The sequence below is a fragment of the Asaia prunellae JCM 25354 genome (genome assembly GCF_000613885.1).
Taxonomy (GTDB): Bacteria; Pseudomonadota; Alphaproteobacteria; order Acetobacterales; family Acetobacteraceae; genus Asaia; species Asaia prunellae.
Map to the genome: position 1 here is coordinate 82,472 of NZ_BAJV01000001.1, position 14,749 is coordinate 97,220.

The window sequence follows — 14,749 nt, forward strand, 5'->3', positions numbered from 1 at the left end:
ATTGTCCCTTTGGTCGGAGAATCAGGACAGGCTCCCGGCCTGTCGCAAAGATGTGATTGCTGCAGCATAGTCGTCTTGGCCGTAGATGGAAGTCCCTGCAACCATCATATCGGCACCTGCACCCGTCGCGAGAGGTGCCGTAGCAAGATCGATGCCGCCATCAACACCTATACGGATATCCCGTCCCGACGCATCGGCCATCTCTCTCAGCCTGCGGATTTTCGGCACCTGGCTATCAAGGAATTTCTGGCCGCCAAAGCCCGGATTGACCGTCATGACCAGAATGACGTCAACCAGATCAAGCAGATATTCGATCGTCTCGGGCGGCGTACCGGGGCAGATCGCAATACCGGGTTTCTTGCCGAGCGCACGGATATGCTGGAGGGTACGATGCACATGCGGGTTGTTTTCCACATGAACGTGAATATGGTCGGCACCCGCCCTGGCGAATGCATCAATGAAGCGTCTGCAGGCTCGATCATGAGATGTACGTCAAATGGCTTATCGGTGCGGTTGCGCAATGCCGCGATCATGCCGGGACCAAAAGTCATGTTCGGTACGAAATGCCCGTCCATGACATCGAGATGAAGCCAGTCTGCGCCATCGCGTACGACGGCCTCAACCTCTTCACCCATGCGCGCGAAGTCGGCACTGAGAATACTCGGGGCAATCAGGGGCGTTTTCAGCTGGGGCATAATCTTACCTTTTCTCTAACACGGGTCTGTTTCAAGTACTCTTGCGCAATCTCGCTGCAAAAAAACCATCCATGCCCCCCCGATCGGCCCACATTCCTGGATGGGTGCGAAATGTCCCCTGTCTCGTGAGCGCATCAGGAATCGCAGCCATTTCCTCAGCAGTGAAAGGCTCCAATATCCAGCCCCGCTTGAGCGCAGCGGCAACACGCTGCGGACCTTCCTCATCCTGAAGGGAGCAGACAGCATAGAGCAGAACACCATCCGGTTTGAGCATGGCACCCGCCGCATCAATCAGACGATCCTGATCCTTGGCCAGAGCCAGAACATCACGTGGACGCTTGACCCAGAGCACGTCAGGATGACGTCGAAGCGTGCCCGTTGCCGAGCACGGTGCATCAAGCAGCACGGCATCCACCTTCTCTTCCGGCTGCCAGTCAAGCGCATCGGCAATGACAACCTGTGCACCAAGACCCAGACGCTCAAGATTCTGTTTCAGGCGTTTTGCGCGCGTTTCCTCGCGTTCGACAGCAATGACCTCCGCACCTGCCACAGCAAGCTGGGCTGTCTTGCCACCGGGTGCCGCACAAAGATCAATTACACTCTGCCCGGGCCGGACATTCAGCAGGCGTGCTGGCATGGTCGCAGCAGCATCCTGAACCCAGAAGGCGCCCTCATCGAAACCCGATAGTTCGGTCACACGTGTTCCCGGGGGAAAACGTACACTGCCATTGGGCATGAGCTCTCCGCCTTCCGGGGCTTCGGCGCCAGGGCGCAAGGTCAGATCGATCGGCGCTTCGCGATGCAAGCCAGCGGCAATATCGCGAGCGCGATTGCCCCAGGCGGTCCAAAGCCATGCAGGCACATCGAGACGATCGGCATCAAGTCCCTCGGCAAGAACCTCAGCGTCACGCGCCACGCGTCGCAGCACCGCATTGGCAAGCCCGGCAAACGGCGCCAGACCGCGACGACGCAGAAGCGAAACGATGGTACCGACGGCCGCATGAGGAGGTGTTTCCAGATGGCATAGCTGGGCAACGCCCATAAGCAGCGCACAGCGGACAGGGGCAGGCGGTTCCCGACGCAGGAGTGGCTGAAGCAGTTCCGTCATGCTGCCCATATGGCGCAATACAGTCGCAGCCAAGCGATGCGCGCTGGCGCGATCCCGCGGATCTGTCAGCGGACTGCGGTCGAGCGTTGTCTCCAGCATGCGTCGATGCTCGACAACACCGCAGAGAATATCAAAAGCCAGATCGCGTGTCGGATCGGCGGGAGTCTGTGAAGGTGCTTTGGACATTGCCTTGCCAATGGCATTTCGCGAAGCGCCGCGCTACCCCTTCCTGCATTCCAACTGCAACAACTTACGGAGCCCGGTCATGTCGGACGACACACTTTCATCCCGGATTGGACTGATACGCGCCCGCATGGAACAGGCCTGTATGCTGGCAGGACGTCCTTCAGAACAGGTGAAACTGGTAGCTGTCAGCAAGTTTCACCCGGCCTCTGCCGTCGAGGAAGCGTTGAAATCCGGCCAGAATATCTTCGGTGAGAATCGTGTGCAGGAAGCCAAAGAAAAATTTCCGGCCCTGCGTGAACACTGGCCGGATCTGCGGCTTCATCTTATCGGCAGCCTTCAGACAAACAAGGCTCTCGAGGCCTGCCGCCTGGCCGACGCCATCGAATCCGTCGACCGTCCCGGGCTTGTCGATGCCCTGTCGCGGGCTGCAGACCGCCTGGGGCGTCTGCCCGATCTTTTCGTTCAGGTGAACACGGGAGACGAACCCCAGAAATCCGGCGTGCCACGCTATGAGGCTGATGATTTTATCATCCGGTGCAAGGAACGTTTCGGCGCCTCTCTCAAAGGGGTCATGTGTATTCCGCCCGAGGATCAGGACCCTGCCGTGCATTTCGCATTTCTGGCCCGGCTCGCACATGAACATGAATTAATCGACTGTTCGATGGGTATGTCTGCTGACTTCGAAACGGCCATCATGCAGGGAGCCACACTCGTACGGTTGGTACAGCGATCTTCGGTAACCGTTCGAAAGCCTGATGATCAGCCTTTCCTGAACATCAGATGCTTGCGGTGTCCGGAAAAACCATCGTATGGCAGGCTTTATGTCAGTGATCGCTCACGTCTATGTGTGCGACGCAGCGTGCTTGCCATGAGTTGGAACAGAAATGACAGAGAGGCCTGACGGACAGCCAGGTTCGATAAACGCTGCCGCATCGAAAGATGCCAAGACAGCGACCGGCGAACAGGTCCAATCCGTGAGTTCGGCGCAACAGAGGATCTGCACAAGAAGGCCCCGGTCGGTCTGGCCGGGCTTCTGGGCGTTCTGGGCGTTGTCTATGGTGATATCGGCACGAGCCCGCTCTATGCGTTTCAGGCATCAGTCCAGATTGTCGGCTCCATTCGCCATCCGGCGGAGAGCTGGGAGATCATGGGAATCGAAAGCCTGATCTTCTGGGCGCTGATGCTGGTTGTGACCATCAAGTATGTCATGCTGGTCATGCGCGCGGATCATGATGGCGAAGGCGGTATCATCGCCCTCATGTCACTGGCCCAGCGTGTCTGCAAATCACCCCGGTTCCGCTGGATCTTTGGCATTGTCGGTATCGGCGGTGCCTGCCTCTTCTTCGGCGATGGTATCATCACACCAGCTGTCTCGGTACTCTCGGCCATCGAAGGTATTGAGGTTTCCGTTCCATCAGCCTCACATATCATCATCCTGTCGCCATCATCATCCTGATTGCCCTGTTCAGTGCCCAGGCCCTCGGGACAGGAAAGATCGGTCGTGCTTTCGGGCCGATCATGATGGTGTGGTTTCTGACGCTGGCTGTGATGGGCATCCATTCCATCATGCAGACACCCGGCATTCTCATGGCGCTTTCGCCCTATTATGCCGCACAGTTCGTCCTCTATCACGGCTGGCTTGCTTTCATAGCCCTAGGTTCGGTCGTGCTTTCCGTCACCGGTGCCGAGGCTCTTTATGCCGATATGGGCCATTTCGGACGCGCACCTATCCGTTACGCATGGCTGTTCTTCGTACTGCCTGCGCTGACCCTTAATTATCTTGGTCAGGGCGCGCTGTTGCTCCGCAACCCGGCTGCCCTGCAAAATCCGTTCTATCATCTGGCGCCTGGATGGGCGCAGATCCCTCTGCTTCTTCTGGCAACCATGGCCACGGTTATTGCCAGTCAGGCAGGTATTTCCGGCGGGTTTTCACTATGCCGCCAGCTGATCCAGCTCGGCTATCTGCCGCGCATGCGCATCATGCATACCAATGCCGAAGAAGAAGCGCAGATCTATCTGCCTGTTTTCAACTGGGTACTGGCTCTGGGCTCAATCCTGCTTGTGCTTTCCTTCCGCTCTTCCTCGGCTCTGGCCGCAGCCTATGGCATCGCTGTAACGGGCACATTCATGTGCACTGCTATTCTCGCCATGGTTGTGTTCCGCCGTGTCTTCAAATGGAGTGTTCCCCTGTCCGGACTGGTCTTTGGTTTCTTCCTGATCAGCGACGGGACGTTCTTTGCCGCCAATGTCCTGAAGATTCCTGATGGTGGCTGGGTACCGCTGGCCATAGGCGTATCGGCCACCATACTGATGACAACATGGGCGCGAGGTCGCAGCCTTCTGCGCGCACGCCAGTCAGCAGACTCCTTGCCCATGGCCTCGTTCCTGGCACGTCTGCCGCAGTCACGCACTGTGCGCGTACCGGGAATGGCTGTATTCCTGACAGCCAATCCCGAGACGGTACCAACCTGCCTGCTGCATAACCTCAAGCACAACAAGGTCCTGCACGATCATGTGCTTTTTGTTACCGTACAGAACCTAGACAAACCCGAGGCCGAACGCGGTCATCGTGCCATGGTCCAGGAACTGGCGCCGAATATCTATCGCGTCATTGTCCGTTATGGCTTCATGGAGATGCCAAACCTGCCCAAGGCCCTTGAGGAACTGAATGCTGCCGGGGTCGAATTCGATGCCATTCAGGCTTCCTATTTCGTCTCACGTGAACTGGTCGTACGCTCGACCGTGCCCAAACTCTCCCTGTGGCGCATGTGGCTGTTCCTGCTGATGGTACGCAATGCCACCCCCAGCACCGAGTTTTTCCGCATTCCGCCCGATCGTGTGGTCGAGCTGGGCGTGAGGATCGCGATCTGAGCGACACGACACCGCTTTCGCTTTACGTGCATTGGCCATTCTGTCTGGCAAAATGCCCGTATTGCGACTTTAACTCACATGTCCGCGATACCCTGCCCCATGAGCGCTTCACTGCGGCATTGAGGCTGGAATTGGCATCGGATGTCGAACGTACCGGGCGTCGTCCATTGCGCTCGATTTTTTTCGGCGGGGGTACGCCTTCGCTCATGTTACCGGAAACGGTTGCCATACTGATCGAGGATGCGCGACGGTTTTTTGATGTAACCGATGATCTCGAGATTACGCTCGAAGCAAACCCGACCAGCGTCGAAAGAGGCAAACTGGGCGGTTTTCGTAGCGCGGGCGTCAATCGCATATCACTAGGCATCCAGAGCCTGGATGAATCGGCACTGCGCTTTCTTGGACGGGAACATTCCTCGTCGCAGGCCATAGCCGCTCTCGAAACAGCGCGCACACTGTTTCCGCGTCTTTCTTTTGATCTGATCTATGCCCGCCCCGGCCAGACCCTGACGGAATGGGAAACCGAGCTGCACCGCGCCCTTGATCTCGCCTCGGACCATCTTTCACTCTATCAGCTCACCATAGAACAGGGGACGAAATTCGAGGCTCTGTACCGGCAAGGGCGCTTCATTCTGCCCAAAGACGACGATGCGGCTCTTCTGTATGAGAAAACCGCCGAGATCGCCGCCCTGCACGGATTGCAGAATTACGAAATCTCGAATTATGCCCGTCCCGGTTCAGAGAGCCGCCATAACCTCACTTATTGGCGGTATCAGGACTATATCGGCATCGGACCGGGTGCCCATGGCCGACTCACCCTTGACAGCACGCTGCATGCCACACGCCGACATCGCGCTCCTGAAATCTGGGCTGAACGTGTGGAGCAACACGGCAGTGGCTCGACAGAAGAAACGCCCCTTTCTGCAGAAGAGCGCGGACGAGAGGCTTTGCTGATGGGACTGCGTTTGCGCGAAGGGATCGCCCTCGACTGGTTCGAGCAGCGAACAGGCCGGAAAATGGAAACCTGCGTCAATCCCCATATTCTTGAGGCAGCCCTGGAAGAGAATTATCTCACACTCAGTGAAACGCGTCTGATCGCCACAGATGAGGGCCGAGTCAGACTAGAAGCCTTACTAAGCGCTCTTGTAATGTGATGCTCACCCCGTAACGGCCAGAAGGTTTTTTTTGCAAAACATGACGGAAACAGGACATAAGCCTTGCTTCCCTTGTGGCCTCGTCAGGCTAGAAACGGATCCTCGGGGAACCCTCCCCACCTTACGGAGTAAGAGCTTTCCATGCGTCGTCTTCTTGCCAGCCTGGCTCTTGCAGCCCTTACGATGGGATCCGCCCATGCCGAAAATCCGAAAGGTCCTGAGCTCGTTATCGCGGATAACGATTATCTCGGTCCGGGTGGGTCCAATATCCAGTCTGTCATACCGCTGCTGAACAACCCGAGGCTGAAAGTACTTGGCCTCACCGTCGTGGCAGGTGACGACTGGGAAAATGCCGAAAGCGCACGGATACGCCGTTTTCTTGAAATCACGGATCATCGCGATGTACGGGTCTATGATGGCGCAACCCAGCCCCTGATCAACACGGTAGCCCTTACCCGCCTGCGCGAGCAGCAATTCGGTACCCTGCCCTGGAAAGGCGCCTGGGGCGGTATGGGATCAATAAACAACACGCCTGATACGCAACCCCCCGTCAAATCGACACCCGATGGCGCTCCCACCCTTCAGCCACAGGGTATTCCGGCAGCTCTGTTCATGATCCAGCAGGTTCATGCCCATCCGCATCAGGTAACGATCATTGAGCGGGCCCGATGACCAATCTGGCCCTTGCCATCAGGCTTGATCCCAGCTTTGCGGAAACAGCCAAACAGCTGGTTTTCATGGGAGGGTATCTCGATCTCTCGATGATGTCTGTCACGGGGAACGCTGACAATGGATCGGACTTCAATATGATCTTTGATCCCGAGGCTGCTCATATTACTCTCACAGCTCCCTGGGCACGCATTACCTCCGTAGCCAATGTCTCGAATGACGTCGTCCTGTCCAAGGAAGAGGTCGCGGCGATTGGCCGAGGTCATGAAACACCGGTTACGGAATATCTGACAAAATACTACGTACCACTCGCAATGTGGGATGAAGTTACCAGTGCTATCGTTGCTGATCCGACGCTCGTTACAAAAACCCAGGATGCCTATATGGATGTCGAAATCAGCAAGGGCATCGGATATGGCCACGCCTATGTCTGGCCTGACTCACTGGCTCCCAAGGCCATGGGCGTACGCAAGGTGCGGATCGTACAATCCATTGATGTTGATCGTTTCAAGAAGGCCTATGCAGGCTGGGCGCAGAGCTTCATGGGAAAGCACTGAGCCTTGCTCCATATGATCAAGCTGGTGGTCGGCTGTACCACGCTCGATGAACTCGCCGCCTGGATGCATCGCGGCGAGCGCATCGAAGGATATGGTGTCATCCGTACACGTACCATGCCCAAACAGGCCGAAGAGATCAGCGGTAAGGGCTCACTCTACCGCGTCATGGGAGGACTGGTTCTGTGTCGCCAGCCTGTTGTGGGGTTTCGTCCGTTTACACGACCGGATGGCCAGCTGGGTACGCATATTCTGGTCACGGATGACATCATTCCCGTACAACCACGCGCCATGCGTCCTTTCCAGGGGTGGCGCTATCTCAAGCCGGATGAAGCGCCGGAAGATCTTGGTGCGGGCGCTCTGGTCTCAGGCATAGAGAACTTGCCTCCTGCCCTGAGGCGCAGTCTTTCCGAACTCTGCCTGATCTGACGAAGGTCAATGTCGGGCGAGACGTTCGAACAGGGTCCCGTTTCCCAGCATTGTCATGATATCAGAGATAGGCTCTCCTCGCGCGAGCGCCCTGTTCCAGCTTTCGAACCGGACGGCTTCCTCCGGCTTCGGCTGGCGAAACCCGTTCTGCATGTCAAAGCGATAGAGAGTTATCTCCCCGCTCAAGCGCCGCAATGCTCTGAGCGTCTCCTGACGCAGAAGAAACCTGTGATCATGTAACTGCGCGACGATGCCCCCCAGAAGCGGCAATCCTCCCGGCAGAAACTCTGCCGAAATACTCGCTATTCCCGCCTCACGCTGCGCCTTTTCGATTGCCGCATCGTGGCAATTGCCCTGAAGAACAAGAGCCGCATACTGGAAATTTGCTTCTATGGCCCTCTTCAGGACCCCTTCATGGTCCGTTTCGATACGCTGGGGCCAGAGCAGCAGAACGCACAACAAGGCAATGCCGCTGCCGATGAGATTATCAAGTACGCGCGCCCATATAATGCCACCACCCGGCATGACCGCTTCGGCAATCACAACCACCAGACCGGTCAGGAAAAAGACCAGCAGGGTATAATTCACGGCTCTTGTGGCTATAGCCGCAAGAGACATGAAAACCGCCACAACAAGCAGGGCCGGTTTACCAGGTAGAGCCATAGCGCAGAGGGCAGCCATCAGACTTCCGCCAATACTGCCGATCACCCGTTCAACACTGCGCACAAGCGTCACATTGCCCGCTGGCTGCATTACGAGCAACGTGGCTATCAGGGCCCAGTAGGAAAATCCTTCGCCGCCATAAAGACAAATCCCTTGCGTCAGCAACAAGGCAAAGGAAAGACGGCAGGCATGCCGCCATATGGCAGGTGACAGCACCATGAATGATCTGTTCTGCGCTGCTTCCGTTTCCTGATGACCGCGCGCAAAAGCCGTTTTCATACGCTCGAAAGTCTCGGCGCAGGCAAGGATCGGCGCAACATGGACAAGTTCACCGATGCGCGCTTTTCGATCCATTGCCTGAGCCAGTTGACCCAGAACCGTGAAATCCGGCTCAGTGCGGCCAGCCTGACGCATCGCTTCATGACAGGCCGTGCCCAGTCCACCAAGGAGGTGTCGCAATCCGGGAGAAAGTGGCCCTGCTTCAGCTTGATGCTCCAGCGCCAGAAGCGCCGTAAAAACGCGCTCCGCAGCAGACAGCATGACCTCCATACGTCGTCTGAGTCGGAAATTACCATGACCTGCATCAAGCAGTGTCACAAGCGCGCGTGCGCGCTCGATTGCATTGCGCGCTGCCTGACGATGCACCGTCTCGCGCAGACGCCCGGCAGCCAGTTCACGCGCCATGAGATCAAGAATATAGTAGGTTGCAGCGATGCTGCGTCGTGCGGGAGCATAAGGCTGCTGCTTCCACAGAACGAGGCAGAAAAGCATTGCCAGCAAGCCACCGGCACAAAAAAGCCCAGCGATTCCTGCTGCTTGCAGGGGGGATGAAGGAAATCCCGTCGCCGCGACCGCAGCACAACCGGCAAGCACCCAGAGTTGCATGATGGCAGGCGAGAACGCGCGGGATAATCCGCAGCCCAGACCAATAAGAGCGACAATCGGGAGAGTGGCCAACGACCCGAAGACACTCAGTGAGGAAACGCTAAAAACAAGCGCCGTCCCTGCAAGCGTGAAGCCTCCCAGCACCTGCAGACGTTCACGATCAGGACCGCCCGGATCAATCAGGCAGGCCCAGAAGCACGCAAAGGCGATCCAGGCAAGAATTGCCTGATCGAAGAAAAGCGATGGCGCAAGCGCAAGCGCCGTTACCAGCGCGGCACGTCCTCCCTCGTACAGACTGAGCTGTTCGGGTGAGAGTGTGATGGCATAGCGCGCCAGATGATTGCTGGAAGTGGTAAGAAAAGCTGCAAAGGGGCGTGTAGCAGAAAGATGGGAGTGCCCCTTTATCATGCAGTACGCTCCCTGTGGGACCGGGCGCTTAGCGCCCCGTCATGATCTGCTCGACCAGCTGTCTGACTGTCGGTGTGAAACCAGAAGCATAGAACGGATCGTTACCGAAACGCCAAGCATTCGTACCACCAAACATCAGGTTATGGTCGACGACCTCATCAGCTGTCGTCTGACCGGCACTGTCGTCAACATGCGCAATATCCTGCAGACTTTTCTGAATGCAGAAAGAGCGTGGATCAGCTTTTGCCCCATTGGTGTAATTGGGGCCACGCTGGCTCCAGTTGGAAAAGCGACACTCCGAAAGACAACCCATGCACGCTACCTGATCGGCTACGATCACACGGCTTTCTTCAGGCGTTACAAAAACAAGCGTTGAATCAGGCGTGCGCATGGCCTCGGTATAACCGGCTGCCTCCCACGCCAGGACATGCTCGCGATCAGCTGCCGTCATCCATACTTCACGCTTGCGCGCACCAATGCCATGTGGTGTGTCATGTTCACCTACAGGCTCGCTGCTATAGGCAACCTGGCGTTCCGAGCGACCACGCAGGTTTCTCATGAAACTGTTATTGACCGCAGAGGAATAGAAGCCTGTCGGCGAAAAACGGTTGAGATAGACGTCTCCCTCATGCAGCTGGCGCAAACGACGCTTCCAGGCATCAGGAATAGGGCTTTCCTGTGTCAGCAACGGTCTCGTGCCAAACTGGAACACGATCGGTCCGATCTCGGGATTGTTGAACCAGTGGGCCCATTCCTCAAGCCACCAGACACCACCCGCCATGATGATCGGTACAGAGTCGAGACCAAACTGGTTCATCGCCTTGCGCAGGGCCGCGACACGCGGATACGGATCCTCGGGTTGCAACGGATTTTCGGTGTTCGACAATCCGTTATGTCCACCCGCACGCCAAGGATCTTCGTAAACCACAGCCCCCAGAAGCTCGGCTGTCTTGTGATAGGCGCGCTTCCACAGGGCGTTGAATGCCCGTGCAGAAGAAACAATCGGATAATAATGCACGTTGTGGCGTGCCGCAATTTCTGACAGACGATAGGGCATGCCAGCGCCGCAGGTCAAACCATCGATCAGCGGGTGCCTCTTCGAGAATGCCCTCGATAACCAGCTCAGCACCACCCATCTCCCAGAGGAGATTGACATTGAGCATGCCATTGCTGCCCGCAATCTCACGTGCAATTTTGACCTGAGTGATACCGCCATCAATGGCGTAGCGAATCAGTTCCTCATGACGTTCGCGCCGTGTACGGCCCGAATAGATCTGAGGAATACGGTTTCCAGCCTCATCGTAGCTGTCAGCATTGACGGCAGAAACGGTCCCCACACCACCTGCCGCGGCCCAGTGCCCGGCAGAAATACCAGTCGAAACCGAGACGCCCTTTCCGCCTTCAACAAGGGGGAGAACATTCCGGCCAGCCATACGGACGGTATCAATCGACATCATAATCTATGTTGTACTCCGAGAGGGGCAGCCGAGGCCGCCCCCTCCTGAAACGACAGGTCAGTCAGCGTCACGCTGCCTGGAAGGGCGGGACGGCTTTGCACCGACATTCTCCGAGATATCGGCACCCGTCTGCTGATCGACAACACGCATCGACAGCTTGACCTTGCCGCGATCATCAAAGCCAACGACCTTGACCTTTACGGCGTCGCCCTGCTTGACGACATCGGTGGTCTTGGCCACGCGACCATCGCTGAGTTCGGAGATATGCACCAGGCCGTCACGCGGGCCGAGGAAGTTCACGAACGCGCCGAAATCGGCAGTCTTCACGACCTTGCGTCGTAGATACGACCGATTTCCGGCTCTGCCACAATGCCTTCAATGCGCGAGATGGCTTTCTGAGCCTGCTCGTCATTGGACGCAGCAATGGTGATTACACCTTCATCGTTGATATCAACCTTGGCACCCGAAAATTCGACGATCTCACGGATAACCTTGCCGCCCGAACCGATCACGTCACGGATCTTTTCCTTGGCAATGCTCATGGTGGTGATCTTCGGCGCATTGCGCGACACACCCTCACGACCTTCGTCAAGAGCCTTTGCCATTTCACCCAGGATATGCAGACGACCGTCACGAGCCTGCTCGAGGGCCACCTTCATGATTTCTGGCGTGATCGAGGTGATCTTGATGTCCATCTGAAGCGCGGTAATGCCTGCTTCCGTTCCGGCCACCTTGAAGTCCATGTCGCCGAGGTGGTCTTCGTCGCCGAGAATGTCGGAAAGCACAGCGTAACCGCGATCTTCCTTGATCAGCCCCATGGCGATACCAGCTACGGGGCGCGGCAGCGGAACGCCGGCATCCATCAGGGCCAGAGACGAGCCGCAGACCGTTGCCATTGACGACGAGCCATTGCTCTCGGTGATTTCAGAGACAATACGCACCGTGTAGGGAAAACGGTCCTTGGCAGGCAGGAGCGGATGAATGGCACGCCATGCAAGCTTGCCATGGCCGATTTCACGGCGACCCGGGCTACCCATACGACCGCATTCACCGACCGAGTAGGGCGGAAAATTATAATGCAGCATGAAGTTCGAGCGATACTCGCCTTCAAGCGCATCAATAATTTGCTCGTCCTGCGTCGTACCAAGGGTTGCAACGACAAGGGCCTGCGTTTCACCACGGGTAAACAATGCAGAACCATGTGCGCGCGGCAGGATACCAACTTCGGAAACGATCGGACGCACGGTTTTGGTGTCACGGCCATCGATGCGGATGCCGCTTTTCAGAATGGCACCACGAACGACCTGGGCCTCCAGCTCCTTGAGCATGGGCTTGGCCAGTTCGACATCAAGGCCTTCTTCCTGAAGACCTTCAATGATACGGCCCTTGGCTGTCGCGATCTTCTCGTAACGAGCCTGCTTGGCTTTTTCCTTATAGGCATCAGCCATAAGCTTGGTGCCGATCTTCTCCACGCGCTTGCGCAGGGCAATCTGCTCTTTGGTGGGACCTTCGAGATCCCAGGGCTGCTTGGCAGCGTGCTCGGCGAGATCGATGATCGCATCAATGACGGGCTGGAAAGCCGTATGACCTGCGGTCACGGCTTCAAGCATCACCTCTTCCGAAAGCTCAGAAGCCTCGGACTCAACCATCAGCACGCCTTCACTCGTACCGGCTACGACGAGATCAAGCTCACTTTCCTTCATCTCCGAAAGAGTCGGGTTGATAACGAGCTTGTCATTGATGCGTGCAACACGTGCCACACCGACCGGACCGTAGAAAGGGATGCCCGAAAGGGTAAGCGCAGCCGAACAACCGATCAGGCAACCAGAGCCGGGTCATTTTCCATGTCATGGCTGAGAACGGTCGCCGTAACCTGCACTTCGTTACGGAAATTCTCCGGAAAGAGCGGGCGGATAGGACGGTCGATCAGACGCGAAATCAGGGTTTCGCTTTCGGACGGACGGCCTTCACGCTTGAAGAACCCGCCGGGAATACGGCCGGCCGCATAGGCCTTTTCCTGATAGTTGACCGTCATCGGGAAGAAATCCTGACCCGGCTTGACGGTTTTCGCACCTACAGCGGTGCAGAGTACCACGGTGTCGCCATAGGTCGCTACGACAGCCCCATCGGCCTGACGGGCAATCTTGCCGGTTTCCAGAACGAGCGGGCGACCTGCCCAGTCGATTTCCTTGCGGAAGTAGTTGAACATTGTTCTGTCCTGATTTGACGGCTTTGACACTGGGTGCGGGAGTCTGAAGGGAACGGGCCCTGACTGGCTGGCAGCGTTTCGGACGGCATGGCAAGAACGACCGGGATCGGACCGGCATGTCACCATGTGGCCTGAAACGCCGAAGGCCGGTTCTGTCTCCAGCTTCAACGCTCAGTGACGCAGCCTGTTGGCCCGCCGCCAGGAAAGCGGCGGGCAGTGGCGGAGACGAAGCGCTCCGCCCGAGCATGTTAGCGGCGCAGGCCGAGACGCTCGATAAGGGTCTGATAGCGGCCCTGGTCCTTGCGCTTGAGGTAGTCAAGCAGGCCACGACGCTGGCCGACGAGCATCAGAAGACCACGACGTGAGTGGAAGTCTTTCTTGTGCGTCTGCAGGTGGCCCGTCAGATTGACAATACGCTCGCTCAGCAGGGCAACCTGCACTTCCGGCGAACCCGTGTCATTCGGGGCGGTCTTGTATTCTTCGATCAGCGCCGTGCGGCGTTCAGCTGTAATCGACATCTCTGTCTCCGTATTTAAACGACTCGAATATCCGTATCGGCTTCAGCCGCCCCTCCTGGACGCGGCACAATCCGACAAGACACCCCCCCTCCCGGGCTTGCAGGATGTCGCCATCCTGTGCTGTCAGCATCAGATCAGCGCAATCGGACAAGACAAGGCTTTGTCCGTAGCGCAGGGCCTGTGCTTCTGAATCGGTCACGGCCAGAGCCGGGATGTCGGCCAGCGCGGTCGAGACCGGACGCAGAAGCGCTGAAAGTGCATCGGCCTTGTCGTCATTTTGGATCAGCTTGTCCAGTGTTATCGCATGTTTCTCCTCAAACGGACCGCATTTGGTCCGACGAAGAACGGCGATATGACCAACGGTCCCACAGGCCAGAGCAATGTCGCGAGCCAGGCTGCGCATATAAACGCCCTTGCCCGACTGCACCTCAAAAATCGCATGATCACGATCGGGTCGTTCCACCAGGGTGATCGAGTCAACACGAGCCGGACGCGGCGGCAGTTCAGGAGGTTTGCCTGCTCGGGCAAGATCATAGGACCTTTCCCCATCAACCTTGAGCGCGGAATAGACCGGTGGAACCTGCATGATATCGCCGGTCAGGGCGGGCAGAGCACCGCGCAGATCCTCATCGGAAGGACGATGATCACTGGTTACAACCACCTCTCCCTCGCGGTCATCCGTTGTGCGGGATTCGCCCAGAAAAAGCGTGAAACGATACCGCTTTGTCGCATCCATGATGTAGGGGATTGTCTTGGTAGCCTGGCCAAACGCGACAGGCAGTATACCCGTTGCAAGAGGGTCCAGCGTGCCGCCATGACCGGCCTTCCTGGCATTGATCAGGCGACGCGCCTTGTTCACCACATCGGTTGATCCGATATGCAGATCCTTGTCGACGACCAGCCAGCCGTCGATATCCAGACCTTTTTTTCGTCCCATGAGGGG

General features: G+C 57.3%; 6 protein-coding genes and 6 pseudogenes. 5 read left to right on the forward strand and 7 right to left on the reverse strand.

Translation table 11 applies throughout. The features are described from left to right. Window positions 1–21: 21 nt before the first annotated feature. Together rpe and JCM25354_RS00385 are read right to left on the reverse strand one after the other, a co-directional pair. Window positions 22–695 (reverse strand): annotated as a pseudogene (gene rpe, locus JCM25354_RS15520) (ribulose-phosphate 3-epimerase). Window positions 696–726: 31 nt separating this feature from the next. Next, window positions 727–1,989 (reverse strand): RsmB/NOP family class I SAM-dependent RNA methyltransferase, encoded by a 1,263-nt coding sequence (locus tag JCM25354_RS00385; RefSeq protein WP_025884537.1) that lies wholly within the window; start codon window positions 1,987–1,989, stop codon window positions 727–729. A 127-nt stretch (window positions 1,990–2,116) separates the two neighbouring features. Here JCM25354_RS00385 and JCM25354_RS15525 point away from each other — a divergent pair. From JCM25354_RS15525 to JCM25354_RS00410, 5 genes and pseudogenes are all read left to right on the forward strand, one after another. Further along, a pseudogene (locus JCM25354_RS15525) lies at window positions 2,117–2,745 on the forward strand (YggS family pyridoxal phosphate-dependent enzyme). A 175-nt stretch (window positions 2,746–2,920) separates the two neighbouring features. Continuing rightward, window positions 2,921–4,860, forward strand: a pseudogene (locus JCM25354_RS15530) (potassium transporter Kup). Further along, window positions 4,857–6,014 carry a radical SAM family heme chaperone HemW gene (hemW, locus tag JCM25354_RS00400; protein WP_035446561.1) on the forward strand — a complete coding sequence of 386 codons (1,158 nt, stop codon included), beginning with the start codon at window positions 4,857–4,859 and terminating at the stop codon, window positions 6,012–6,014. The pseudogene JCM25354_RS15530 and the gene hemW overlap by 4 nt, the downstream one beginning before the upstream one ends. 141 nt (window positions 6,015–6,155) lie before the next feature. After that, window positions 6,156–7,240 (forward strand): annotated as a pseudogene (locus JCM25354_RS15535) (nucleoside hydrolase). Between the two features lie 3 nt (window positions 7,241–7,243). Then, the gene (locus tag JCM25354_RS00410; RefSeq protein ID WP_025884539.1) at window positions 7,244–7,666 is read left to right on the forward strand and encodes a DUF1489 family protein; all 423 of its coding nucleotides are present in this window, start codon (window positions 7,244–7,246) and stop codon (window positions 7,664–7,666) included. A gap of 6 nt (window positions 7,667–7,672) precedes the next feature. On the opposite strand, the gene JCM25354_RS00415 is transcribed toward JCM25354_RS00410, so the two are convergent. The 5 genes and pseudogenes from JCM25354_RS00415 to truB form a co-directional block, all read right to left on the reverse strand. Further along, window positions 7,673–9,622 (reverse strand): FUSC family protein, encoded by a 1,950-nt coding sequence (locus JCM25354_RS00415; RefSeq protein ID WP_025884540.1) that lies wholly within the window; start codon window positions 9,620–9,622, stop codon window positions 7,673–7,675. A gap of 28 nt (window positions 9,623–9,650) precedes the next feature. After that, window positions 9,651–11,079: pseudogene (locus JCM25354_RS15540) on the reverse strand (NAD(P)H-dependent flavin oxidoreductase). A gap of 57 nt (window positions 11,080–11,136) precedes the next feature. Further along, window positions 11,137–13,288: pseudogene (gene pnp, locus JCM25354_RS15545) on the reverse strand (polyribonucleotide nucleotidyltransferase). Window positions 13,289–13,536: 248 nt separating this feature from the next. After that, window positions 13,537–13,806 (reverse strand): 30S ribosomal protein S15, encoded by a 270-nt coding sequence (rpsO, locus tag JCM25354_RS00430; protein WP_025884541.1) that lies wholly within the window; start codon window positions 13,804–13,806, stop codon window positions 13,537–13,539. Beyond that, entirely contained in the window at window positions 13,790–14,743 is a 954-nt protein-coding gene (gene truB, locus JCM25354_RS00435; RefSeq protein WP_025884542.1) for a tRNA pseudouridine(55) synthase TruB, read from the reverse strand. Before truB ends, rpsO begins: the two co-directional genes overlap by 17 nt. Between the last annotated feature and the right edge of the window lie 6 nt (window positions 14,744–14,749).

Excerpts from the sequence above, each read along its gene's own strand:
- JCM25354_RS00385 (WP_025884537.1), bottom strand. The coding sequence starts at position 1,989 with ATGTCCAAAGCACCTTCACAGACTCCCGCCGATCCGACACGCGATCTG.
- JCM25354_RS00415 (WP_025884540.1), bottom strand. The coding sequence starts at position 9,622 with ATGATAAAGGGGCACTCCCATCTTTCTGCTACACGCCCCTTTGCAGCT.
- rpsO (WP_025884541.1), bottom strand. The coding sequence starts at position 13,806 with ATGTCGATTACAGCTGAACGCCGCACGGCGCTGATCGAAGAATACAAG.
- truB (WP_025884542.1), bottom strand. The coding sequence starts at position 14,743 with ATGGGACGAAAAAAAGGTCTGGATATCGACGGCTGGCTGGTCGTCGAC.